The sequence below is a fragment of the Burkholderia sp. Ax-1720 genome (assembly GCF_011753035.1).
In the GTDB taxonomy this organism is placed as follows: Bacteria; Pseudomonadota; Gammaproteobacteria; order Burkholderiales; family Burkholderiaceae; genus Burkholderia; species Burkholderia gladioli.
The window spans coordinates 1-24,714 of the sequence record NZ_VWWK01000046.1 but is presented as its reverse complement, the minus strand read 5'-3'; the positions used below and the strand labels follow the sequence as shown (position 1 = coordinate 24,714).

15 protein-coding genes are annotated in these 24,714 nt (G+C 65.3%); 10 read left to right on the top strand and 5 right to left on the bottom strand.

Features of this window, described 5'->3' with window-relative positions; translation table 11 throughout:
* Window positions 1-54 precede the first annotated feature (54 nt).
* A complete protein-coding gene (locus tag F3J18_RS16025) occupies window positions 55-831 on the top strand; it encodes a GntR family transcriptional regulator (RefSeq protein WP_166913310.1) in 777 nt (258 codons plus the stop codon).
* Window positions 832-975: 144 nt separating this feature from the next.
* Here the strand turns inward: F3J18_RS16025 and F3J18_RS16020 are convergent, their stop codons facing one another.
* Entirely contained in the window at window positions 976-1,896 is a 921-nt protein-coding gene (locus F3J18_RS16020; protein WP_025101221.1) for a phosphodiester glycosidase family protein, read from the bottom strand.
* 450 nt (window positions 1,897-2,346) lie between these two features.
* On the opposite strand from F3J18_RS16020, the gene bcpA reads away from it, so the two are divergent.
* The 6 genes from bcpA to F3J18_RS15990 all read left to right on the top strand — a co-directional run bounded on the left by bcpA (window position 2,347) and on the right by F3J18_RS15990 (window position 16,883).
* Window positions 2,347-11,760 carry a contact-dependent inhibition toxin BcpA gene (gene bcpA, locus F3J18_RS16015; protein WP_166913309.1) on the top strand — a complete coding sequence of 3,138 codons (9,414 nt, stop codon included), beginning with the start codon at window positions 2,347-2,349 and terminating at the stop codon, window positions 11,758-11,760.
* Window positions 11,757-12,572, top strand: a complete 816-nt coding sequence (locus F3J18_RS16010; protein ID WP_240154559.1) for an Imm49 family immunity protein — start codon at window positions 11,757-11,759, stop codon at window positions 12,570-12,572. Before bcpA ends, F3J18_RS16010 begins: the two co-directional genes overlap by 4 nt.
* Window positions 12,573-12,602: 30 nt before the next feature.
* Complete coding sequence (gene bcpO, locus F3J18_RS16005; protein ID WP_166913308.1) at window positions 12,603-12,824, top strand: CDI system lipoprotein BcpO; 222 nt, start codon at window positions 12,603-12,605, stop codon at window positions 12,822-12,824.
* A 24-nt stretch (window positions 12,825-12,848) separates the two neighbouring features.
* Window positions 12,849-14,585, top strand: coding sequence for a ShlB/FhaC/HecB family hemolysin secretion/activation protein (locus tag F3J18_RS16000; protein WP_166913307.1), 1,737 nt, complete (start codon window positions 12,849-12,851; stop codon window positions 14,583-14,585).
* A gap of 388 nt (window positions 14,586-14,973) precedes the next feature.
* Window positions 14,974-15,897 (top strand): glycoside hydrolase family 19 protein, encoded by a 924-nt coding sequence (locus F3J18_RS15995; RefSeq protein WP_025101407.1) that lies wholly within the window; start codon window positions 14,974-14,976, stop codon window positions 15,895-15,897.
* 215 nt (window positions 15,898-16,112) lie between these two features.
* Complete coding sequence (locus tag F3J18_RS15990) at window positions 16,113-16,883, top strand: hypothetical protein (RefSeq protein WP_152554527.1); 771 nt, start codon at window positions 16,113-16,115, stop codon at window positions 16,881-16,883.
* 64 nt (window positions 16,884-16,947) lie between these two features.
* On the opposite strand, the gene F3J18_RS15985 is transcribed toward F3J18_RS15990, so the two are convergent.
* From F3J18_RS15985 to F3J18_RS15970, 4 genes are all read right to left on the bottom strand, one after another.
* Window positions 16,948-18,483 (bottom strand): methyl-accepting chemotaxis protein, encoded by a 1,536-nt coding sequence (locus tag F3J18_RS15985; protein ID WP_166913306.1) that lies wholly within the window; start codon window positions 18,481-18,483, stop codon window positions 16,948-16,950.
* Between the two features lie 157 nt (window positions 18,484-18,640).
* The gene (locus F3J18_RS15980) at window positions 18,641-19,096 is read right to left on the bottom strand and encodes a DoxX family protein (protein ID WP_166913305.1); all 456 of its coding nucleotides are present in this window, start codon (window positions 19,094-19,096) and stop codon (window positions 18,641-18,643) included.
* Between the two features lie 81 nt (window positions 19,097-19,177).
* On the bottom strand, window positions 19,178-19,399 hold the full coding sequence (locus F3J18_RS15975; protein ID WP_025101403.1) for a tautomerase family protein: 222 nt from the start codon (window positions 19,397-19,399) through the stop codon (window positions 19,178-19,180).
* A gap of 117 nt (window positions 19,400-19,516) precedes the next feature.
* Window positions 19,517-20,257: an SDR family oxidoreductase gene (locus F3J18_RS15970; protein ID WP_036038659.1), complete on the bottom strand. Its 741-nt coding sequence runs from the start codon at window positions 20,255-20,257 to the stop codon at window positions 19,517-19,519.
* 209 nt (window positions 20,258-20,466) lie between these two features.
* Between F3J18_RS15970 and F3J18_RS15965 the strand changes: the two genes are divergently transcribed.
* The 3 genes from F3J18_RS15965 to F3J18_RS15955 all read left to right on the top strand — a co-directional run bounded on the left by F3J18_RS15965 (window position 20,467) and on the right by F3J18_RS15955 (window position 24,550).
* Window positions 20,467-21,372 carry a LysR family transcriptional regulator gene (locus tag F3J18_RS15965; RefSeq protein ID WP_025101401.1) on the top strand — a complete coding sequence of 302 codons (906 nt, stop codon included), beginning with the start codon at window positions 20,467-20,469 and terminating at the stop codon, window positions 21,370-21,372.
* Window positions 21,373-21,501: 129 nt separating this feature from the next.
* On the top strand, window positions 21,502-23,490 hold the full coding sequence (locus tag F3J18_RS15960) for an arylsulfatase (protein WP_166913304.1): 1,989 nt from the start codon (window positions 21,502-21,504) through the stop codon (window positions 23,488-23,490).
* 10 nt (window positions 23,491-23,500) lie between these two features.
* Complete coding sequence (locus F3J18_RS15955; protein ID WP_166913303.1) at window positions 23,501-24,550, top strand: formylglycine-generating enzyme family protein; 1,050 nt, start codon at window positions 23,501-23,503, stop codon at window positions 24,548-24,550.
* The last annotated feature ends 164 nt before the right edge of the window (window positions 24,551-24,714 follow it).

The window sequence follows — 24,714 nt, the reverse complement described above, 5'->3', positions numbered from 1 at the left end:
GTCTCCATGTGTATAATCTGTATACAGCGTATTCAGTAAACCCTCGAGGTGTCAATGCCCAATCCAAAAAGCGTCCGAAAGCCGTCTGCGAGCGGCGAATCCGAAGCGGCGGCCAACTCGCTCGGCTCGATCGCGAAGCGTCACCACGCGCGCCTGCGCATGATCGAAGCCTCCGGCGATTCCCTCAGCGAGGGCCTGGTGGTGCCGGCCTTGCGCGAGGCGATTGTGGAGGGCGTGCTCGCGCCGGGCAGCCGTTTGTCCGAAGTCCAGGTCGCCAAACAGCTGGACGTGAGCCGCACGCCGATGCGCGAGGCTTTCGCGCAACTGGAGCGCGAAGGGCTGGTGACGATCGTGCCGCGCGTGGGCGCCTATGTGCGCAACGTGACGCCGCGCGACGTGGAGGAGATCTACACGGTGCGCGCGGCGCTCGAATGCCTGGCGGTGCAACTGGCCGCGGAGCGCATCACGGCGCTGGGCGGCGCCCAGCTCGACGAGGTGATCGCGGCGATGCGTGCCAGCGTCGAGGCGGATGACGCCGGCGCCTATGTGGACGCGCTCGATCGTTTCTACGCGATCGTCATGACCATCGCCGACAACCGCACCTTGCAGGCCAACCACGCGGCCCTGATCGGGCCGGTGCGGCGCCTGCGGCGCATCGCGATGGCGCGCGGCGGCCGCATGCGCGCTTCGTTCGAGATGGCGCTGAGGATCCGCGAGGCGATCGTCGCGCGTTCGCCGGAAGGGCCCGCGCTGATGCGCGAGCAGTTGCGCGGCGCCTGCGCGGCCGCGCTCGAGGTGCTCGGTCAGGGGGATTTGGCCGAGCTGGGCTGAGGATGCGCGCCGCGCGGCGCGATTCATCGATGACGGTCTCTCCGGCGGACCGGCGACAGCCGGGTTCGCCTCGAAAAAGCCGGGCGCCTTGGCGCCCGGCCGGTCAAGCAAGCCGGATCGGCTTCACTCTCCTCTTTTTCGCGATCAGAACGGCAGGGCCGGCAGGCTCGGCAGCTTGATCGCGTGCACGCCGATCGCCGAGGCGTCGTAGCGCTCGGCGCCGCCGCTCGGCGTGTTGACGATGAAGGGCACGCCGGTCTGGTCGGCGCGCACCAGTTCCGTCGAGCCGCCGCCGTCGAGGTTGATCGCGTCGTCCGCGCCGATCGCCTTCATCAGCTGGGCCGATTGCGCGTTAGTGGTGCCGGTCGAATAACCGGGCAGGCGCCCGTCGATTACCACGAAGTACAGATAGCGGCCCTGGTGCGAGAGGCCAACCAGGGTGCGCGGGTTCGGATTGAGCGGGTCGCCTTCGTTCGGGCTTTGCGCGCTGAGGTCCTCGCCGTTCTTCAGCAGGATCGCCGAGCCGGCCACCGCGGTGTCGATCAGCTTCAGGTCCTGCGCCGAGATCTGCGGCGCCTGCGCGATATAGGCGCGGCCCTGGCGCGTGATCGCCAGCACCGCCTCGCTCTGGGTCGGATCGCTGGTGAGCGGGCTCACCACCTGGCCGTGCGAGACCAGCAGGCCGATCACCGTCTTCGGCTCGGGCGTGGCCGCGCAGCAGGGCGCGAAGAAGTTCGCGTTGATCGCGAGACGCACGCCGGTGCGGGCCGCGAATTGCGAAATGGTTTCCGCGGTGGTCATCAGCGGGCCGCTATGGCCGGTGGTCTCCACGCTCACGCCCGGCGCGCGCAGGTCGATGCGCATCACGTAGGCGCGGCTGAGGGTCGGCTTGCCGCCCGCCGTGGCGGGGTTCGAGGGCACCGTCGCGGTTTCGGCATCGACGCCGAGATAGACGGTCGAATATCCGCTTTGGGTGATCTGGGTAGTGGGATCGGGCAGGGCGGCCTGCGCGCCGGCCGAAGCCAGGCCGAGCAGGGCCGCGGCGGCGAGGGACTTGAGGGTCATCGAAACGGGGAATCGAACACGGGGCATGTCGTTAATCTCCATTGACGGCAGCGGCGACGAGCGTGCCGCCGCTTGCCGTGCCCCAGACCTTAGCGGCGCGGCATTACTGCGATGTGATTTCTTCCGATCATTTGGCTTTCGGAGTCGACGTGCATGTCGGGTAATGCGAAGCGAGGGGGGATTTCGGGTGGGGGAGTTTGTTCTCTCAATCGAGTCGTTGAGATAAGAAAACTTATCTGCGTAGTAACGAGATGCAGCCGGCACGGCAAGTCGACCGGGATTTGACCTGCTTTGGAAACTCAATCAGACGAATCAATCAGATTCATCTGAAATTCAGAACTTGGGCGATTTTGCGTCAAGAACTTGGCAATTGTTGACAGTTATCTTTCATCGCTTCGGTAAGCTCGCGTCCCATAACTAACGAAATGGACGCAGGCCACGTCGAAGAGAATGAACAAGAATGCACATCGCCTGGTGTATTCCAGGCTTCGGGGGATGGTGGTGGCCGTCGCCGAGACGACCACGGCCGAGGGCAAATCCGCAAGCGGCGAGGCGCGGCGGGTCAAGCGATCGTCAGACATGCGCGCTGCCGCGGTGCTGGCCGCCTCGACGGTGGCGGGTGTTCTGTCGACGCCGGTCCAGGCGCAAATAGTCGGGGCCGGGCCGAGCGCGCCGGCGGTGATCCAGACGCCGAACGGGCTGCCGCAAGTCAATATCAACAAGCCAGGCGGCAGCGGTGTGTCGGTCAACACCTACAACCAGTTCGACGTGCAGAAGGCCGGCGCTATCCTGAACAACTCGGCCACGATGGTCCAGACCCAGCTTGGCGGATGGATCAACGGCAACCCGAACTTCGGGCCGAACGATGCGGCGCGCATCATCGTCAACCAGGTCAATAGCCCGAACCCCTCCCAGATCCGCGGCGCGCTGGAGATCGCAGGCGCCCGTGCCGAACTTGTCCTGGCCAACCCGTCCGGCATCTACCTGGATGGCGCGGGCTTCATCAATACCAGCCGCGCGACCCTGACCACGGGCATGCCGTTCTACGGAGCCGACGGCTCGCTGGCTGGCTACAACGTCAACCGCGGCCTCGTGACCGTTGCCGGGGCGGGCCTCAATGCCTCCAATCTCGATCAGGTCGACATCATTTCCCGCGCCGTGCAGGCCAATGCGGCGATCTACGCGAAGAATCTGAACGTGATCGCCGGCACGAACCAGGTCAATCACGACACGCTTGCCGCGACGCCGATCGCCAGTGACGTTCCTGCTCCCGCTGTCGCGATCGATGTGGCCCAGTTGGGCGGCATGTATGCCAACAGGGTGTTTTTGGTGGGCAACTCGGCAGGCGTCGGTGTCGCGAACGCAGGGACGATCGCGGCGCAGGCAGGCGATCTGACGCTGCAATCGAATGGCCGTCTGGTGCTCACGGGCAAGACGACGGCGAGCGGCAACCTCGCGTTGTCGGCCGCGAACGGGATACAGAACAGCGGTACGACTTACGCGCAGCAGTCGCTGTCGGCAAGCATTGGCACTGATCTCACGAACAGCGGGACACTGGCGGCACAGCAGAATACGAGCGTGAATGCCGGCAGCGTCAATTCAACCGGCACGCTCGGCGCGGGCGTGAACAACGACGGGGCGGTCGGCCAGGGCGGCGACCTGAACCTGACGGCCTCCGGCCAGTTGAGCGCAACGGGCCAGAATGCAGCCGGTGGCAATGCGTCACTGACCGGTGCCAGTGTGAATCTCGCCGGCAGCCAGACGACAGCAAACGGCAATCTCTCGCTGACCGCGACAGCCGGCGATGTGAACCTGTCGAGCGCGACGACCAGCGCACAAGGTACGGTCAACGCGAAGGCTTCCGGCACGGTGATCAACGACCACGGCAGCATGTCGAGCGGCGCGGGCACGATGCTGAGCGGCGGTGCCTTGTCGAACCAGGGCGGCAAGGTCTCGTCGCAAGGCCCGTTGTCGGTCGACGTGACCGGCCAGATCGCCAACCAATCCGGCGAGCTGGTTTCCGAGAGCACGGCGGACATCCGTGGCGGCGCCATCGCGAACCACCAGGGCACCCTGCAAAGCGCGGCTGGCATGACGGTGATTGGCGCGTCGCTGGACAACACGGCAGGTCGGATCACGTCGCTCAATGGCGATGGCCTGTCGCTGACGACCAGCGGTCAATTGACCAACGCAGCCGGCACGACGGCGAACGGCGCGCAAGGCGGTGTCATCGGCGCCAATGGCGATGTTAGCGTGCTAGGCGGCAACATCGCGAACCACGGGACGATCACGTCCAACACGAATCTGCGTGTCGCGGGCCAGTCGATCGACAATGGCGCTGGCACGCTACGAGCAGCGCGGAGCATTGCAGTCGATGCCGGCGCGCATCTCACGAACAATGGCGGCTCGATCGGCGCCCAGGTGGCAACGGTCAGCGCAACCACGCTCGACAACAGCGCCGGCACGGTACAAGCCGATCAGGTTTCGCTCACCGCGGTCGATCTCGCGAACCACGCCGGCACGATCACGCAAACCGGCACCGGCGCGATGCGCGTGAGCGTTTCGGGCACGCTCGACAATGCCAGCGGCACGCTGCAAACCGACAGCACCGACCTCATGCTCGCCCCGGCCTCGCTGGTGAACGACGGTGGCACGATCACGCATGCCGGCACCGGCAAGTTGACGCTGGGAAGCGGGGCGGGCTCGGTGTCGAACGTTGGTGGTGCGATCGCGAGCAATGGGCGCGTCGTCACGCAAACCGCCACGTTGAACAACACGTCGGGCTCGATCAACGCGCAGAACGGACTGACGGCAAGCGTCGCCGGCACGCTGAACAATGCGAGCGGCAAGCTGTTGTCGAACACGGATCTGAGCGTCGCGAGCGGTACGCTGGCGAACGACGATGGCCAGGTCGGTGCGGGCACGAGCGCAACAATCCACACCGGTTCGATGACGAATCAGGGTGGCTCGATCGTCGCGCCGAACCTGTCGGTCACCGCCGATTCGAGGCTCGACAACAGCGGCGGCAGGCTCGAGGCCAATCAGCTGGCGCTGACGGCCGCTAATCTCGCGAACCACGGCGGTACGATCACCCAGTATGGATCGTCGGCGATGGGGATGAACGTCAGCGGCACGCTCGATAACTCGGCGTCCGGCGTGATCCAGACTAACGCCACCGACCTGACGCTCACGCCGGCCGAGCTGAACAACGCGGGCGGCACCATCACGCACGCCGGGACCGGGACGTTGACGATCGCGCCGGGCAATGGAGCCAATGTGCTGAACAACGCCTCGGGTACGATCGTGACCAAGGGGCAAGCGGTCGTCAACGCTGGCAGTTGGAACAACGCGGGCGGTATCCTCGCCGCGCAACGCGGTATCGACGCGACCATTTCGGGCGACGTGAACAACGCGCAGGGTTTGTTGCGATCGGACGCGACCTTGTCGTTGAAGAGCGGCGGTGCACTGTCGAACCAAGGCGGGCACGTCCAGGCCGGGCAATCGAGCGCGGGTGACACCAGCACGCTCGCCGTTCAATCGGCATCGATCGACAACGCGGATGGCGCCATTGTCGACCTCGGCACCGGCAAGATGACGGTGCAGGGCGGCAGCCAGATCACCAACAGCCATGCTGGCGGCGTGGCGGGCATGGGCACCATCACCGGCAACGGCGATGTGACGGTCAGCGCGGCGTCGATCAGCAACAGGCAAGGTGGCCAGCTCAGCGGCGCATCGCTTCATGTCCAGGGCGGCGCCTTGGACAACAGCGGTGGCACTCTTGGCAACGTCGCGAATTCGAGCGGCGACGTGAACGTCACCACAACCGGCGCGATCACGAATACGAACGGCCAGATCAGTTCGACGCACGACCTGGCGGTCGCCGCGGCCACGCTGCAAGGCGGCGGCACCTACAGCGCGACGCATGACGCCAACGTGCATCTCCAAGGCGACTACACGGTAGCGTCCGATACCCAGTTCAATGTCGGTCACGATCTCGCGTTCACCTTGCCCGGCACCTTCACGAACAACGCGAGCCTGCAGTCGGTCAACACATTGAGCGTCGACGCAGGCAACATCGTCAACGCGGGCGCCTTGACGGCCGGCGGCTTGCTGCACACGCAGTCGACCAACCTGACCAATACCGGCGCGCTGGTGGGCGGCAGCGCCTCGCTGAACGCGACGAATACGATCTCGAACCTCGGGCCGACCGCGTTGATCGGGGCATCGGACAGCAACGGCACGCTCGACATCCTCGCGCACGACATCGAGAACCGCGACGACACGACCGCGACCGACTCGATGGCGACGGCGGCCATCTTCGGCATGGGCAAGGTCGTGCTGGCGGGCGGCAAGGACGCGAGCGGCAGCTATACGAACGCCGCGCTCGTCAATAACGTGTCGGCCCTGATCCAGTCCGGCGGCGACATGGAACTGCACGCGGACAAGGTGACGAGCACGCGCCGCGTGATGAAGACGTCCACCAGCCAGATCGACCCGGCATCGCTCGCGCAGTTCGGCGTTCCGATCAACGGCCGCACGGGACAGATCGGCGTGAAGGATCCGGACAGCATCGGTGGGGTCTACACCGAGCCGCCTCATGGCGGTCAGTGGAACAGCGTTTATCAGTTCACGACCTACTATGCGGACAGCGCGACGGCGACGACTGTGACTGACCTCAGCCCGGCCGCTCAGATCGTGTCGGGCGGCAAGATCGATGCGTCGTCGGTCGGTACGCTGCAAAACTACTGGAGCAACATCGCGGCGGTCGGCGACATCAAGATGCCCGCCCGCTACGACGCCGACGGTTGGGCGGCGTCCGGCCAGAAACTGCCGGGCGTGACGGTCTCCTATTCGGGGCAATACCACTACAACAACTACGACAACACCGAGCACGACTGGCAACTGCCGTTCGGCAACGCGCCGTTCGTGACGGGGCGCCCGGGCGGCTACACACAGGCGGCGCCAGCCTCCCTCAAGGACTACACGCTGCCGGGCTATTTTTCGACGCTGAGTTCGAACGGCACGATCTCGGGCACGGGCGCCAGCGTCAATAACACGGCCGGTAACGCATCGATTCCGCCGCTCGGCCTGCTGCCGGGGCAATCGGTGCCAGGACTCACGCCGACCAAGCTGAGCGGTAACGCGAGCGGCGCGAAATCGGGGGCGTCGTCGGTGCACGGCGCGCCGTCCGCGCCGGTCGATCCGATCCTTGCCAGCGCGACGGCACTTAACGTCCTGAACAACCTCGCCATTCCTCAGGGTGGCTTGTTCAAGCCGACCGCCGCGCCGAACGCGAGCTATGTGATCGAGACGAACCCGGCGTTCACGAACCAGAAGAACTTCATCTCCAGCGACTACTTCTTCAGTCAGATCGGTGTCGACCTGACGCATATCCCGAAGCGCCTGGGCGACGGCTTCTACGAGCAGCAACTGGTACGCAATCAGGTGACATCGCTGACGGGCAAGGCGGTGCTCGGACCGTATGCGGACCTGCAGACGATGTATGAATCGCTGATGGCGGCCGGCGCCGATCTGTCGAAGTCGCTCGATTTGCCGATCGGCGCGAGCCTGTCGGCCGATCAGGTCGCCAAGCTGACCAGCAACGTGGTCCTGATGGAAACGCGCGTGGTCGACGGCCAGTCGGTGCTGGTGCCGGTCGTGTATCTCGCGCAGGCCAGCCAGCAGAACGTCAATGGCCCGCTGATCGCCGCAACCAACATCGATCTCCAGAACGCGCAGTCGTTCACGAACAGCGGCACCATCAAGGCGGACAATACGCTGGCGATCCAGGGCAAGCAGATCGACAACGCATTCGGCGCGCTGCAAGGCGGCGGGCTGATGGCGCTTTCGACCGAGAACAACATCGATCTGACATCGGCGAACGTGAAGGCCGGCAGCCTGCAATTGGACGCGGGCAAGGACCTGATTCTCGACACGGCGACGAAGACGAACACGCGCGTGAGCCGGGACGGCGCGACGAGCGTGGTGACGACGCTCGGGCCGACCGCCAAACTCGACGTTGCGGGCGATGCTTCGATCACGACCGGTGGCAACTTCCAGCAGAACGCGGGCGACCTGTCCGTCGGCGGTAATCTCGGCATGAATGTCGGCGGCAACTGGGATCTCGGTGCCGTGCAGACGGGCGAGCACAAGATCGTGCAGCGGGCCAATGGTGTGTCGAATACCGATATCAACAAGGTGACCGGTAGTTCGGTCAGCGTCGGTGGACAATCGAGCATCGGTGTCGGCGGCGATTTGACCGCGCGCGGCGCGCAGATCGACCTGGGCCAGGGTGGGACGATCGCGGCCAAAGGCAACGTGACGCTCGGCACGGCGAGTGCAACCTCGACCGTGAACAGCAACAGTTCGGGCAGCGACAGTCACGGCAGCTATGCCGAGACGCTGCACACGTCCGACCAGGCACTGACCGGCACGACGCTGAAGGGAGGCGATACGGTCACGCTTGCATCGGGCAAGGATCTCACGATCAGTGGCAGCACGCTCAGCTTGAGTACAGGCAATGCGAATCTGATGGCGAGCGGCGATGTGAATATCGGCTCGGCAACCGAAACGCACGAGCTGAACTCGCACGAAACGCACAGCCATAGCAATGTGGTGAGCGGCGTGAAGATCGCGAGCGGGATCGACCAGACGGCGGCTTATAGCCAGGGCAGCACGGTGTCGGCCGACGGCATCAACGTCGTTAGCAACCGCGACATCAACGTGACGGGCAGCAACGTGGTGGGCACGAACGACGTCACGTTGCAGGCCAAGCGCGACGTCAACATCACGACCTCACAAGACACGACTCAATCGTCGAGCTATTTCGACAAGAAGGAATCGGGCCTCCTCACGAACGGCGGTCTGTCGGTGACGGTGGGTTCGCGCTCGGCCGCGCAGCAGGACCAAAGCAGTTCCGTGATGAACAAAGGGAGTGTGATCGGATCATCTCAGGGCAATGTCACGATCCAGGCTGGAAAAAACGCGACGATGACGGGGAGCACGATTGTGGCGGGCCAGGATGTCGGAGTCGCCGCGCAGAACGTGACCGTGAACGCCGCGTACGACACCTACAAGGACGCGCAGTCGCAGCAGTTCAGCCAGTCGGGTTTGAGCGTCGGATTGGGCGGCGGCCTGGTCGGACTCGGTCAGTCGATGGCAGGCGCCGTCCGCCAAGGCCAGCAGTCGGGCGATTCGCGCCTCGCGGCGGTACAAGGCGTGGCGGCAGCCGAGCAGGCATACCAGAACCGCGGCGGGATCAAGAGTGCCGCCAATGCCCTGTCGAACGGTAACGTCAGCGAGGCCGCCAAGGGCGTTCAGGTACAACTCAGCATCGGGTCGAGCCATAGCAGCAGCAATGCGACGACATCGCTTTCGGATGCGAAGGGGGCGTCGATCATCGGCAATGGCAACGTCTCAATTGTCGCGACCGGCACCCCGGACGCGAACGGAAATGCCCAAGCAGGTACCGGCAACATTGCGATGACCGGAGCGTCGGTACTCGGCAAGAACGTCGTACTTGATGCCAACAACGCGATTACGTTGCAGAGCGCGCAGAGTACCGAGCAGAGCACCAGCTCGAACAGTTCGACCGGCTGGAATGCGGGCGTGGCGATCGGCGTGGGCAAGAACACCGGCATCAGCGTCTTCGCGAATGGCTCCAACGCACATGGCCAAGGCAATGGCGATGGCGTCACGCAAACCAACACCACGGTGGCGGCCGGCAACAATCTGACGATGACCTCGGGCGGTGACACCACGCTTACCGGCGCACGGGTATCGGGTGATAAGGTCAAGGTCGACGTCGGCGGCGATTTGACGATGACGAGTCTTCAGGATACGTCGAACTACAGCAGCAACCAGCACAACACGGGGGCGAGCGGTAGCTTTACGTTCGGCTCAGGTGGCGGTGTCGACGCATCGATCGGCCATACCAGTATCGACGCGAACTATGCGTCGGCGAACCAGCAATCCGGCATCGTGGCAGGCAAGGGAGGGTTCGATGTCAACGTGGCGGGCCACACGCAACTCAACGGCGCGCAGATCGCGAGCGCCGCGCCGGCCGATAGCAACACGCTGACGACCGGCAGTCTCGGATTTACCGACATCCAGAACAAGATGTCGTATTCCGGATCATCGGAGGGTTTTTCGATCTCGGGAGGGCCGACTTTCGCACAGACGGGTGACAGCGCGAGCGGCGTCACGCACGCGGCGGTAAGTCCGGCGCAGATCGTCGTGAAGTCGGACGAACAGAACGGCACGGATAGCACGGCTGGCCTGTCGCGCGACACCGCGAACGCGAACCAGACGGTGGAAAACACGTTCAACCTGCAGAAGGTCCAGAACAACCTGGCGTTTGCGCAGGCGTTCGGCAAGGTCGCGACTTTCGCGGTGGCGGAAGCGGCGACGCAGTTGGAAAACAGTAATCCGCAGATGAAGGCGCTGTTCGGCGAAGGCGGGGCGGGACGCGACGCGCTGCATGCAGCCGTGGCGGCGATCGGCGCGGCGCTGTCGGGGGGGAACCTCGGTGGCGCGGTCGCTGGTTCGCTGGCCGGAGACGTGTTGCAGTCCTTGGCGCAGCCGATCATTGATCAGACCGTGAGCCAGTTGCCGCTGAGCGCGCAAGCTGCGGCGCGCAATGCACTGAACGAGATCGTGGCGACGGCCGGCGGTGCGGCGGCTGGTGCAGTCGCGGGTGGCGGTTCATCCGGTGCGCTGGCTGGTGCTGGGTCGGCCAGCAACAACGAGCTTTACAATCGGCAGCTTCACGTAGAAGAGGTGAAGGTCGTCGAACAACTCGCGAAGGAGAAAGCGCAAGCGGTATGCCGCGGCGATTCAAGTTGCGTGGCGAAGGCAACGACCTACTGGACCGACATGCTCGAGCGCGCGGCGAAGGGAATGGTCGACGACACAGCGAACAAGGAGAACATGGCCTATCTCCAAACGCTGATCCAGACGGCGAACAATCCGACCAGCGAAGGCGCGATGGGGGGCCTCAGCTCCTACCTGGCGAACCTTCAGGCGGCTCAAGACATGCTGTCGCAGTATATGGGCAAGCCGATTCTGGTGCGCGGTTCGCCGATCATCTCCGATGGGTCGGCACAGACGTATTTCAGTGCGACGCCCGCGCAGCGTTCCGACGAATATCTGAATTCTGCATTGGGCTCGTTGCCTGGTTCGATCGCGCCAGGCGCAAGCCAGCGTGATCAGGGTCGGTTGAGTAACTTCGCCACGCAAAACGGCTCGGTTAAACCGGATTACACGATCGAAGAAACGGTCATCGGCGGTATCCTTACGAACAAGATCGCGTCGACGACCGCGCGCGTGGGTGAGTCGGTTGACGTTTGGTTGGCGGGGACAGTGAATCCGACAGGCAAAGGGTTCATTAGCACCGGCAAGGTAACGATGGAGAGCATGCCGGTGAAGCTGAATGCCGCGGAACAAGGCGTGCTGTCACAACTCGACCAGCTTCCGTCTACGGAACTTCAGGGCCAGGCCCGGGAATATGTGGCCAACAATTACTTCGTACGTAACGGCTTCGCGCCACTGGATGGTAAATGCGGCGTCAATTGCTTCGATGGAGTCTACATCAAGGGTGACAAAGTGTACGTCAATGAAGTCAAGCCGCTGAACTCCAACGGATCAATAAAATTGAACCCTGAGAACGGCAGTCTGCAAACACAGATGAACGATGATTGGATTAATTATTCTATTGATAGATTGTCAAAGTCAAAGGATGCAAATCTAGTGCGAACAGCCGAAATTATCGACAAAGCAAAAAGTGGTGGGAATTTAGTAAAAGTTGTGACTGGGGTCGGCGATGGCAGAATGGTTTTGGTGAAACCGAATTGGAGTACGCCATGAGTGGCAATGAAAAAAGAGACGATCTAGAACGAATCATTTCGTTCCATGAGAAAGCAATGCTGGATAAAATCGAGGGTCTAAGTTCCGGGCGGCGGAGAAAATTTCAGCGTGGCGCTGTACTTTCCAGCGTGTCGCGTTATCACAAGGCCATCGGTGTTCGATCATACTTTATCGATAATGACGTCTCCGGTTTTAAGCAAAACTATTCCCTGTCGATCAAGCTGGCGCTGGCGAGTGTAGGCGAAGCCGGAGGTTGTTCTTTCGACACGGGGGCGGAAATTGAGGTTGCCCTGCTATCGGATAACGTTGACATGTTGGATCAGGTTTTGCGTTTGAAGCAGGAACAATTCGCGCGACACCGGCATGACCCACTCAGCAACGATTTTCACCTCTACATGATTCATCTTGCTATTCGTGGCGACGATGAGCAGATTGCAGAGATGATCGGGAGAATCGCAAAAAATGGACGAAAGCCACTCAGGACCGAGTGCGCTGAGCAGCGAGACTTCTATTCACTGCTATTGAAGCAGGATAAACCTGCCCTGGAGGACCTGATCCAGACCAAGCATGCTTCGATCAAAAGTCACGATCCAATCGATGAAGATTTCATCTCCTATTACGGGGCGCTTGAAACGAAGCTGTGTTGGCATCGCGGCATTACCGTCCAGATAGATCATCCGCTGATTCCGATGGAACTGATGCCGGTCAAGCCTCTTGATCACTACGATGATGTCTACGATTTCCTGAAGCCCGGCTGGGTGCCTCCTCCGCGAGGACTGATCGGCCGCGTTTTCCGGTGGTTTAAAACCTGATCGGTCGACGTCGCCGACATTGAGGCAACAATGAAGAAAGTCAAATGGCCCTTGGCCCTGTCGTTTGTCATTTCTACGCTTCTCGCCGCATGCGAGACCGTGCCTCCAGACGCACCTCCGCGTCCTCCACCCAAGCCTGAAATGGAGCCCGTGTTGCCGTCGTGGTCGAGCACGATCTGGGTTATGGGCTTTTGGAAATGGAGCGGCACCGAATGGGTATGGATTCCAGGGCACCTTGCACCCAAGCCATAAAATCGAACTAACAAAACCGCATCTATGACTATCCGTACCCCGGTTGTGCTGCTGTCGGCCGCATGGCTGATACCGATGGCCGTGTCGGCACAAGAAGCCCCGCGCCCAATCATCCCAGGCAACGACCAGCAAACCCGACAACAGGAACAGGCACGAGAGCGCGAACGGGCCGTCTCCGCGCCGGGTGTACGTTCGGCCGCGACGGTGAGCGCCGAGTTTCCCCCGCTACCATCGGAAACGCCGTGCTTTCGCATCGATCGTTTATCCCTCGACGTCCCCGATGCGCTGCCCGCTTCCCTGAAATCGCAAGGCGCATCGGCATTGCCGATGGACCGCTTCGCCTTCGCGCGTGAGTGGCTCGACCACTACGCCGGGCAGTGCGTCGGCAAGCAAGGCCTCGGCATGCTGGTCAAGGGCCTGTCGCAAGCCATCCTGGCACGCGGCTACGTCACGACGCGCGTGCTGCTGCCCGAACAGGATCTCTCCACCGGCACGCTGAAGCTCTCGCTGATCCCCGGCGTGATCCGCCATGTGCGCTTCGCCGATGAAAAGCTCCGCGGCACCTGGAAGACCGCCTTCCCGACCGGCGACGGCGAACTGCTCAACCTGCGCGAGCTCGAACAGGGCCTCGAGCAAATGAAGCGCGTGACGAGCCAGGACGTGTCGATGCAGATCGTTCCCGCCGACGTGCCGGGTGAGAGCGACGTCGTACTCGACGTGAAGCGCGGCAAGCCGTGGACGGTCGTCGCCTCGATCGACAACTCGGGTACGCGAGCGACCGGCCGTCTGCAGGGCAACCTGTCGCTCGGCATCGACAATCCCCTGGGCCTGAACGACATCTTCAACATCGGCGTGAGCCAGGATCTGGAGTTTGGCGACAAGCGCTTGGGCTCGCACGGCTGGAACGGTTTTTATTCGATCCCGTGGGGCTACTGGACCGCGTCGCTGTCCGCTTACACGAACACCTACTACCAGCAGATCGCCGGCGTGAACCAGACCTTCATCGCGAGCGGCAATTCGAAGACGATCGATTTCAAGCTGAACCGTGTGCTGTCACGCAGCCAGAACGACGTATTCGGCGCGCAGTTTCGCTTGTCGCGCCGGTTCGGGCAAAGCTTCATCGAAGATACGGAAATTCCGCAGCAGCGCCGCAACAACACGTTCGTCGAATTCGGCCTGACCGATCGACACTACTTCGGCCACGCACAGTTCGACGGCACGCTCGCGTACCGGCAGGGTATTGGCGCACTCGGCGCGCGGGACGACAGCCTCGCAGCCGATGGCGGCCCGACCTACCGCTACCGGATGACCGTGCTCGACGCCAACCTGTCGGTGCCGTTCGCGATCGCGCAGCAGCCGTTCCGGTACGTGACGACGTTCCACGGTCAATACACCGGCAACACGCTGTACTACATCGACGACCTGACGATCGGCAGCCGCTACACGGTGCGAGGATTCGACGGCGAAACGATGCTGGCGGCGTCGCGCGGCTTCTATTGGCGCAACGAGCTGCAGGCGCCGATCGGGCAGAGCGGACAGGCGATCTACGTGGGCCTCGACTACGGTCGCGTGTGGGGGCCGCAGCCGATCGTGCTGGTGGGCACGCAGCTCGCGGGCGCGGTGATCGGCATCAAGGGCAGCGTCGCGACACGCCTCGGCGCCTACGGCTACGACCTGTTCGCCGGTACGCCGGTCTACAAGCCATCCGGCTTCCCGACCGCGCGGATCACGATCGGTTTCCAGGCGACGGCGCAGTTCTGATCTGACGGCGAGCGCTCCCATCGTTCAAGATCGCGCCTGCCCGGCTGCACCGAGCCGGCCGCCGCCGCCCGTGGCCTGATTTTGTTATTCCCATCATTTTGTTCGATTCCGGAAAATGAAAATCAATCCAATCCGGCATTCGCTTTATCGAATCAAATATTGGGGGAAATGATAGCTATCAGGAATGCCAGTGCGCAGTTGACGGAAAGCTTTCTAATCGCTCAATCTGAACCCGTCATCTGGCCGCGATTATTTCCGTGATAACGAAATGGATAGCTCGCGGACGCCGTGCCGGCCGCGTCGGGCGGCTGCCGGGTGGCCCATGTCGGCAATTCGCGCGCATTCGCGAATCATCCGTTTTTCATCGACTCCGCATTTCGAATAAATCATGAAAAAATCACGGTCTCTGAAAGCAATCGTCTGCATCCTGGCTTCCGCCGGTGTTTGCCTGATCGCCAATCAGGCGCACGCGCAAGCCGCCACCGGCGCCCCGATCCTGAAAGCGGCGGCGGCCTGCAATTTCAAGGTCTGGAGCCGCGGCGTCAATTACCAGAAGGGCGACATCGTGCTGTACCAGGCCAACGGCCAGTACTACAAGCTCGTCAACGTGGGCACCAACGGCAGCGACGGCACCGATCCGACCATCAGCACCTGGTACTGGGCGCCCACCACCTGCGACGGCGGCACCTCGCCCGGCAACGGCACCGATTTCCCGCTGAGCCGCGCGACCTTCGAGCAGATGTTCCCGACCCGCAACAGCTTCTACACCTACGACGGCCTGGTCGGCGCGCTGAAGAGCTACCCCGATTTCGCCGGCGAGGCCAGCCAGGACGTGCGCAAGCAGGAAATCGCGGCCTTCCTGGCAAACGTTTCGCATGAAACGGGCGGCCTGGTGTACATCCGCGAATCGAACCAGGCGAACTGGAACAGCTACTGCAGCAGCGGCAATTGCGGCGGCAAGCAGTATTACGGCCGCGGCCCGATGCAGCTGAGCTGGGACTACAACTACAAGGCAGCCGGCGATGCGCTGGGCCTGAACCTGCTCGGCAACCCGGATTGGGTGGCCACCGACGCGACGATCTCCTGGGCCACCGCGATCTGGTTCTGGATGACGCAATCGGGCGCCGGCACCATGACGCCGCACCAGGCCATGGCCAGCGGCCGCGGCTTCGGCGAGACGATCCGCTCGATCAACGGCTCGCTCGAGTGCAACGGGCGCAATCCGGCCCAGGTGCAGAGCCGGGTCGATGCCTACAAGCGCTTCGTCGGCCTGCTCGGCACGACCACCGGCAGCGGCCCGACCGGCTGCTGAGGCGAATCTCCGGCGAGCGGCGCCGCATTCGCGCGGCGCCCGCCAGCCGGTCACGGATAGCAGATACAGGGCCGGGCTGCCTGCAGCGCCGGCCCTTCGTCCGTCATGGCGCGCCGCGGCGATCTTGCGGTTCGTGACAAGTCGTTGACGGTCGCGCCGATTTTCAATAAAAAGGGATCGCTGAAGCCACCGTGTCCATTTTCCACCGGGCCATCATGACAACGACTCGAGGCATCTTCGTCGCGACACCCGCTTATGGTTCGAGCTGCTTCATGCCTTACGTGAGCGGCCTGCTGTCGCTGCAGCGTGCCTGCCTGGAAGCCGGCATCGCCTTCGAATTCTTCTACGTGAGCGGGACCGCGCTGCTGCACGAGCAGCGCAACGTGCTGATCCAGCGCTTCCTCGGCGAATCGACGCTCTCGCACCTGCTCTTCGTCGACGCCGACGTCGGCTTCGAGGGCCGCGACGTGCTGCGCATGTTCGAGCTGGGGGCCGAGATCGCGATCGGCCCGTATCCGGCCAAGCAGATCAACTGGGAGGCGGTGGTGGAGACGGCGCGGCGCCGTCCCGAACTGTCTGCGCAGCAGGTCGCGCGGGTGGCGGCCGATTATCGGCACACCGTCTTCGCGATCGGCGAGGGCGCCTTGAGCCAGGGCGAGCAGCCGGTCGAGGTATCGGCGGGCGGCGCCGGCATGATGATGATCGAGCGCGCCGTGTTCGGCCGGCTCGCCAGCGCCTATCCCGACAAGCGTGTCGTGATCCCCTCGAACTACCGGCATCTCCTGCCGCATTCCACGCACCTGCACGAGCACTTCGAATTCCTGCATGCGCCCGACGACGGGCGCCCCTTGTCCGAGGACCTGTCGTTCTGCCGGAAATGGCGCGACCTGGGCGGGGCGATCTATGCCTGCCCCTGGTTCCATACCACGCATACCGGCAGCTACGCGTTCGACGGCGACCTGCCGGCGCTGCTCGGGCGTCTCTGAGGCGGGGTTCGCGCAGGCCGATCGTGCCTGCCGCGCCCGACGGCGAGCCCGGCTCGCGCCAGACTCAGGCGAGCCGGAACACCGATACCGCCGAACGCAGCCTGCCCGCCTGCTCGTCCAGCGAGGTGGCCGCGGCCGCCGCCTGCTCGACCAGGGCCGCGTTCTGCTGCGTGACCTCGTCCATCTGCGTGACCGCGCGGCCCACCTGGTCGATGCCCGTGCTCTGCTCGGCGGAGGCAGCCGAGATCTCGCCGATGATGTCGGCCACCTGCCCGATCGAACGGTCGATCTCGTTCATCCGTTCGCCGGCCAGTTGCACCAGCCGGTTGCCGTCGCCCACCTTGTCGACCGACACCTGGATCAGCTCCTTGATGTCCTTCGCGGCCGAGGCGCTGCGCTGCGCCAGCGAGCGCACCTCGGCGGCCACCACCGCGAAACCGCGGCCCTCCTCGCCGGCGCGCGCCGCCTCGACGGCGGCATTGAGCGCGAGGATGTTGGTCTGGAACGCGATGCTCTCGATCACCGAGGTGATGTCGGCGATCCGCGCGGACTGCTCGGCGATGCTCGACATCGTATCGACCACCTGGCGCACCGCCTCGCCGCCGAGCGAGGTCGCCTCGGTGGCGCTGCCCACCAGGCCGTTGGCATGCCGCGCGTTGTCGGCGTTCTGCTTCACCGTGCCGGTGATCTGCTCCATGCTGGCCGCGGTTTCCTGCAGCGAGGCGGCCTGCTGCTCGGTGCGCTGGGACAGGTCGAGATTGCCCTGGGCGATCTCGCCTGCGCCATGCGCGATCGCCTGGCTGGCGGTGTGGATCTCGGCGATCATCGCCGCCAGGCGCTCGCGCATCCCGGCCAGCGTGGCGATCAGGCTGCCCGGCGCGGCGCGCGAGACGTCGAACTCGAGCTGCAACTGGCCGTTGGCGATGTGGCTGGCGATCTCGGTGGCATGGGCCGGCTCGCCGCCGAGCGTGCGACGCACGCTGCGCACCATCATGTAGGCGATCGCCGAGACGATCACGGCGATCAGTACCGTGATCGCGGCGAGCAGGCCGGCGATCCGGTAGTAGGCCCGATCGATATCGTCATAGAAGAAGCCGGTGCCGACCAGCCAGTTCCACTCGGGAATCCGCACCACGCCCTGCAGCTTCGGCTCCGGTTCGGTGTTGGCGTTGCGCTTGATCAGCAGGTCGACCAGCGCGAAATGCGACTTCGCCAGCGCGGCGGCATAGGCCTCGCGATCGCTCAGGCCGCTGGCGGTGTGGTTGTCGGTGGTGCGCTTGCCGACGAAGTCGGGGTTGATGTGGACCAGGTTGATATTGTCGGCATCCTTGACCCAGTAGTAGCTCTTCTGGTCGACGTTCAGCGCGGCCAGCGCGTCGCGCGCGCCTTGTCGTGCCTGCTCGGCACTGAGTTGGCCGCGCGCCTGCCGCTCGCGGTAACTGTCGACCAGATGCTCGGCCTTGCCCAGCAGGATCACGATCTGGTCGCCGCGGCTGTCGATCAGGGCCTCGCGCATCACGCTCAGCGCGGTGGCCGCCATCAGGAGGATCCCGGCCAGCGCCGTGATCACGAGTATCGACAGTTTGGTGGACAGCTTCATGCGTTTCGCGCCTCGCCTGGATGATGTGGTCGATTCCTATAACGGCCTGGAAGGGAGGCGCCTTTAGATCCGGCGGTCGTGTGTAAACCCGCACTGGGCGCGGGAAATGGAGATTTCTCCTTAGACGTATGACGAAGATGGACCGGTTTGTCCAGTCTCAGGCCGCGGCTTGCCGGCGCCGTATCCAGCGCGCGTCGAGCGACCAGGCGCCGCCGCCAGACAAGGCGATCGACAGCGCCACGGCGCCCATCAGCACCGGATATTCGATGCCGCGTTCGAGCCAGGGCCAGGTGGGGCCGAGCACCCAGGCGATGCCGATCATCTCGGCGCAGATCGCGCAGGCCACGGCGCGCGTGCCGAGCCCGAGCATCAGCAGCACCGCGCCCGCGGTCTCGATCAGCATCACCAGCACGGCGAGCTGCTCGGCGAAGGGCAGGCCGGCGCCGTCGCGGATCAGGCGGATCGAATTCGTCATCGGATCGGCCATCGCGCCGTGTGCGCTATGCAGCAGCTTTGGCAGGCCGTGGGTGAGCAGGATCGCGCCGAGCGAGATGCGCAGCACGGCGCGCGCGCCGTCGGAGGACAGCGAGGGGGAGGTGGGGGTGGTCGGCATCGTCGGCTCCAGGCGAGGCGAGCATGGCGAGCGCGCCGCAATGACGGCGCGCCCGCCATGGCGATGTGCGGCTCGGAATGCTCAGGCGGGCTGCTTGGGCGTGATGCCCATCTTCGCCAGCGTCAGCGTCTCGTCGGCACGGCCCCAGCCGCCATCGACGACCTCGTCGACGAGCACCATCGAATACGGGCGCACGCCTTCACCGAAGTATTCGACGAACATCGCGGTGGTGCGGTGAATGATCTCTTCCTTGGTGGCGGCATCGAGGATTCCTTCGGGGAACTTGAAATTGGCGAATGGCATGGTGGCGGTCCGGATGGGTGGGCCGATCGCTCGGCCGGGATGCCGCGCAAGACGCGCGGCGTGGAAGGTGCGCGGCGGATCGGGCCGCCGCGCGTCGAGACAGTCGAGACAGTCGAATCAGGCGTAACCGCCGTTCACGCGCAGCACCTGGGCATTGACCCAGGCGCCGTCGGGGCCGGCCAGGAAGGACACCGCCGAGGCGATGTCCTCGGGCTCGCCGAGCCGCTCGAGCGGCGCGAGCTTGGCCAGCTTGGCGACCTGCTCGTCGGTCTTGCCGTTGAAGAACAGCTCGGTGGCCACCGGCCCCGGCGACACCACGTTGGCGGTGATGCCGCGTCCGCGCAGCTCGTTGGCGAGCACGCGAACCAGGCCCTCGACGCCGGCCTTGCTGGCGATATACGGCCCGTAGCCGGGGAACGAGAGCGCGATCACGCTGGTGGACAGCGCGATGATCCGGCCGCCGCGCTGCATGCGCTTGGCCGCCTGGGCCAGCACCAGGAAGGTGCCGCGCAGGTTGGTGGCGATGGTGCGATCGAAGGCCTCGAGCTGCTCGGTGTCGATGGCCGCCATCGACATCACGCCGGCGCTGTTGACCACCACGTCGACGCTGCCGAAGCGCTCGACGGTGGTGTCGAACAGGCGCGCGACATCGGCCTCGCTGGCCACGTCGCCCTGCACGGCGATGGCGGTGCCGCCGGCCTCGACGATCGCGCCGACGGTTTCCTGCGCCGCCGCCGCGTTGCCGGCGTAATTGACGACCACGGCGAAGCCGTCGGCGGCCAGGCGGGTGGCGATGGCGCGGCCGATGCCGCGCGAGCCGCCGGTGACGATCGCGGCGCGAGTGGGGGATGCATTCATGCTTGGGCTCCTGGGTTCGAGAGGGCTGGCTTGCCCGTCAGGAATGCATTCTTCGCCTTTCCCGCGCCCCGATAAATCCACGCGGCTTGCGAACACAATTCAACCGGCATCAATAATTGCGCGGTCGATTGGGGGAAATTACGGCAATTTCTTGGTGTCGATGCTGATAAAGTGACGCTCACATTCAACCCGAATCAACAATCGCGCCCATGGACCGTCTCGATACCCTGCAGTTGTTCACCCGGATCGTGGAAACGGGCAGCTTCAGCCGCTCGGCCGACATGCTCGGAATTCCCCGCGCCAGCGCGACCCACGCGATCAAGCAGCTGGAGGCGCGGCTCGGCACGCGCCTGCTGGAGCGCACCACGCGCCAGGTGCGGCCCACGCCGGACGGCAGCGCGTTCTACGAGCGCTGCGTGCTGGTGCTGACCGAGCTCGACGATGCCGAAGCCTCGCTGCGGCAGGTGGCCTCGAATCCGCGCGGGGTGCTGCGCGTGGACATGCACGGCACGCACGCCACCACGATCGTGATCCCGCGCATCGACGACTTCCATCGCCGCTATCCCGAGATCGAGCTGGTGGTCAGCAGCGGCGACCGGCTGGTCGACCTGGTACGCGAGGGCGTCGACTGCGTGGTGCGCGGCGGCCGCCCGCACGATTCCTCGCTGGTCGCGCGGCGGCTCGCGATGATGCCGCAGGTGATCTGCGCGAGCCCGGCCTACCTGGCGGAATTCGGCATGCCGAAACATCCCGACGAGCTGCCCGGGCACCGCGCGGTGCGCTTCTTCTCGAGCAACGGCAACATCGACTACCCGTTCTCGCTGGTGGTGGACGGCGAGGTGCGCGACTACGACATCGGCGGCTGGATCTCGGTCAACGACGCGGAGAACTACGTGGTGGCCGCCGAGCGCGGCTGCGGGCTGATCCAGGTGCCGCGCTTCCATCTCGAGGGCGCCTTGCGCGACGGGCGGCTGGTCGAGGTGCTGCCCGGGTGGCGCAGCCCGGACCTGCCGCTCACGGCGCTGTACCCGTATCGGCGGCAGCTCTCGCCGCGCGTGCGCGTGTTCGTCGACTGGCTGCGCGAGATCTACACCGAGCTGTTCGGCCCGGCCTGAGGGCGCGGCTGGCCGGCGGCGGCCTTATTCCGCGCGCGGTTTAGCATCGAAAGAATCGGACTTTGGCGGCCCCGGTCGCGCGGATAAGATCGCGGCTCCCGCAGCCTGAGCGTTCCGCGCACGACAATAATGAATCGATCCGCCGCCTCGACATCTTCCGCAGCCTCGCCCAGCCCGTGTTCCCGTGTTCGCCTGCCACTGCTCGCCGCGGCCATCGCCGGGGCGGTGGCGCTGGCCTCCTGCGGCGGCAGCGACAGCGAGGTGGCGAGCGGCCCGAGCGCGCCTTCGACGCCGCCGGCCGCGCACAAGCGCGCCAACATCCTGTACATCATGGCCGACGATCTCGGCTATTCCGACATCCACGCCTTCGGCGGCGAGATCAACACGCCGAACCTCGACGCGCTGGTGGGCTCGGGCCGGATCCTCGCCAACCATCATGCCGGCACGGTCTGCGCGATCACGCGCTCGATGCTGATCTCGGGCACCGACCACCACCTGGTCGGCGAGGGCACGATGGGCGCGCCGACCGATGAACGCCGCGGCCTGCCCGGCTACGAGGGTTACCTGAACGACCGCTCGCTGTCGGTCGCGCAACTGCTCAAGGATGCTGGCTATCACACCTACATGGCCGGCAAGTGGCACCTCGGCTCGGGCATCGTCGGCAGCGCCAGCGGCAGCGGGCAGACGCCCGACCAATGGGGCTTCGAGCACAGCTACGCGCTGCTCGGCGGCGCCGCCACCAATCACTTCGCGCACGAACCGGCCGGTTCGCGGAACTACACGGAAGACGGCCGCTACGTGCAGCCGGGCCAGCCCGGCCAGGCGGGCGGCGCCGGCGGCAATCCGGCGGTGTTCTATTCGACCGATTTCTATACGCAGAAGCTGATCGCCGATATCGACGCGAACCACGGCGACGGCAAGCCCTTCTTCGCCTACGCGGCCTATACCTCGCCGCATTGGCCGCTGCAGGTGCCGGACCCGTGGCTGCACAAGTACGCGGGCGTCTACGACGCCGGCTACGACGCGATCCGCAATGCGCGCATCGCGCGGCAGAAGGCGCTGGGCCTGATCCCGGCCGACTTCCAGCCGTTCGGCGGGCTGCCCGAGACGCTCACGCGCTCGCCCGCCACCGCCAACAACGGCACGCCGGCCGCGCAGTACATCAGCGCGGTGCATCCCGCCTCGGCCGGCTACAGCGACTACGGCCAGGGCAAGGTGGACAAGGCCTGGGCCAGCCTGTCGCCGGCCGAGCGCCGCGCGCAGGCGCGCTACATGGAGATCTACGCGGGGATGGTCGAGAACCTCGACTACAACATCGGCCTGCTGATCCAGCACCTGAAGGACATCGGCGAATACGACAACACCTTCATCATGTTTCAGTCGGACAACGGCGCCGAGGGCTGGCCGATCGACTCGGGCGCCGATCCCACCGCCACCGACACCGCCAACGCGCAGGACCCGGTGTATTCGGCGCTCGGCACCGACAACGGCCAGCAGAACGCGCAGCGCCTGCAATACGGGCTGCGCTGGGCCGAGGTCAGCGCCACGCCGCTGCGCCTCAGCAAGGGGTATTCGGCAGAAGGCGGCGTGTCGGTGCCGGCCATCGTGCACCTGCCGGGGCAGGCGAGCGCCCGGCCGACGCTGAACCTGTTTACGCACGTCACCGACGACACCGCCACCTTCCTCGACGTGGCCGGCGTCACGCCGCCCTCGCAGCCGGCGCCGCCGCTGATCAACACGCTGACCGGCGTCGACGCGAATCGCGGCAAGGTGATCTACGGCGATCGCTACGTCTACCCGGTCAGCGGCAAGTCGCTGCTGCCGGTGCTGGCCGGCACCGCCACCGGCGAGGTGCATACCGCGCCGTTCGGCGACGAAGCCTATGGCCGCGCCTACCTGCGCAGCGCCGACGGCCGCTGGAAGGCGCTGTGGACCGAGCCGCCGCTGGGGCCGGCCGACGGCCACTGGCAGCTCTACGACCTGAAGGCCGACCGCGGCGAAACCAACGACGTCTCGGCGCAGAACCCGTCGATCGTGCAGACCCTGTTCGAGCAGTGGAACGCCTATATGGCCAGCGTGGGCGGCGTGGAGCCCTTGCGCCCGGTCGGTTATTACTGAGCCGCGATCGATGCGTTTCGTGACGAAAACCGCGCTGGCCGGCGTCGCGCTGTTCGCCGCCGCCTTCGCGCTCTCGTATGCGGCGGCGGGCTGGCAGGCCACGCCCGATGCCGCGTTCGACGCGGCCAACCGCGGCCGGCCGCTGGCGCCGCTCGGCAGCGAGTCGCGCTGCGAGCGTTATGGCGGGATTCCCGCCGGCTGGCGTGAGGATCCCGAGGCGGGCATGGTCCATCTGCATGCCGGCGCCTTCGTGTTCGGCAGCACGCGCGGCTATCCGGACGAGCGGCCTGCCGGCGACGGGCGCACCCGCGTCGGCGGTTTCTGGATCGACCAGACCGATGTCACGGTGGCCCAGTTCGACAGCTTCGTGCGCGCCACCGGCTACCTGACCGAGGCCGAGCGGCAAGGCGGCGCGGCGGTGTTCCACGTGCCCTCGCGCGAGGAACTGGCCGCGCGCGACCTGGCCTGGTGGAGCTGGGTGAAGGGCGCCTCGTGGCGGCACCCGACCGGCCCCGGCAGCGGCGTGGACGGGCGCGGCAACCTGCCGGTGACCCTGGTCACGCTGCACGATGCGCTGGCCTATGCGCGCTGGCTCGGCCGAGATTTGCCGACCGAGGCGGAATGGGAATACGCGGGCAACGCGGGCCGCGACGGCGCCGATCTCGATGCCGCGCCGGTTGGCCGCGACGGCAAGCCCGCGGCGAACTACTGGCAGGGCGTGTTTCCGGTGATCGACACGGCCGAGGACGGCCATGCCGGGCTCGCGCCGGTGGGCTGTTACGCCGCCAACGATTTCCGGCTCTACGACATGATCGGCAACGCCTGGGAATGGACCCGCGATGCCTACAGCGGCCCGCATCAATCGCATACCAACGGCGACACCGCCGCCGTCGCGCCGGCCTCGCGGCCTCGCGACACGCCGATGGTGATCAAGGGCGGCTCCTTCCTCTGCGCGCGCGATTACTGCGTGCGTTACCGCGCCTCGTCGCGCGAGAGCCAGGAAGCCGACCTGGCCGCCTCGCATATCGGCTTCCGGACCATCCTGAGGGACGCTTCGTGAGCGGCCTCGGCAAGCCGGCCTCGCGCCGGCTGATGGCGGCGCGCGTGCTCGGCATCGCCTTGTGCTGCGGCTGGAGCGCTGCGTGGTCCTTGCCGCCGGCGCCGGCCGTCGCTTCCGCCACGGCCGGGGCGACACGCCCGGCGGCGCCGCTGCGCATCGGCGTG

Excerpts from the sequence above, each read along its gene's own strand:
- F3J18_RS16010 (WP_240154559.1), top strand. The coding sequence starts at position 11,757 with ATGAGTGGCAATGAAAAAAGAGACGATCTAGAACGAATCATTTCGTTC.
- F3J18_RS16025 (WP_166913310.1), top strand. The coding sequence starts at position 55 with ATGCCCAATCCAAAAAGCGTCCGAAAGCCGTCTGCGAGCGGCGAATCC.
- F3J18_RS15965 (WP_025101401.1), top strand. The coding sequence starts at position 20,467 with ATGGACCGTCTCGATACCCTGCAGTTGTTCACCCGGATCGTGGAAACG.
- F3J18_RS16020 (WP_025101221.1), bottom strand. The coding sequence starts at position 1,896 with ATGACCCTCAAGTCCCTCGCCGCCGCGGCCCTGCTCGGCCTGGCTTCG.
- F3J18_RS16000 (WP_166913307.1), top strand. The coding sequence starts at position 12,849 with ATGACTATCCGTACCCCGGTTGTGCTGCTGTCGGCCGCATGGCTGATA.
- F3J18_RS15980 (WP_166913305.1), bottom strand. The coding sequence starts at position 19,096 with ATGCCGACCACCCCCACCTCCCCCTCGCTGTCCTCCGACGGCGCGCGC.
- F3J18_RS15960 (WP_166913304.1), top strand. The coding sequence starts at position 21,502 with ATGAATCGATCCGCCGCCTCGACATCTTCCGCAGCCTCGCCCAGCCCG.
- bcpO (WP_166913308.1), top strand. The coding sequence starts at position 12,603 with ATGAAGAAAGTCAAATGGCCCTTGGCCCTGTCGTTTGTCATTTCTACG.
- bcpA (WP_166913309.1), top strand. The coding sequence starts at position 2,347 with ATGAACAAGAATGCACATCGCCTGGTGTATTCCAGGCTTCGGGGGATG.
- F3J18_RS15975 (WP_025101403.1), bottom strand. The coding sequence starts at position 19,399 with ATGCCATTCGCCAATTTCAAGTTCCCCGAAGGAATCCTCGATGCCGCC.
- F3J18_RS15990 (WP_152554527.1), top strand. The coding sequence starts at position 16,113 with ATGACAACGACTCGAGGCATCTTCGTCGCGACACCCGCTTATGGTTCG.
- F3J18_RS15995 (WP_025101407.1), top strand. The coding sequence starts at position 14,974 with ATGAAAAAATCACGGTCTCTGAAAGCAATCGTCTGCATCCTGGCTTCC.
- F3J18_RS15985 (WP_166913306.1), bottom strand. The coding sequence starts at position 18,483 with ATGAAGCTGTCCACCAAACTGTCGATACTCGTGATCACGGCGCTGGCC.
- F3J18_RS15970 (WP_036038659.1), bottom strand. The coding sequence starts at position 20,257 with ATGAATGCATCCCCCACTCGCGCCGCGATCGTCACCGGCGGCTCGCGC.
- F3J18_RS15955 (WP_166913303.1), top strand. The coding sequence starts at position 23,501 with ATGCGTTTCGTGACGAAAACCGCGCTGGCCGGCGTCGCGCTGTTCGCC.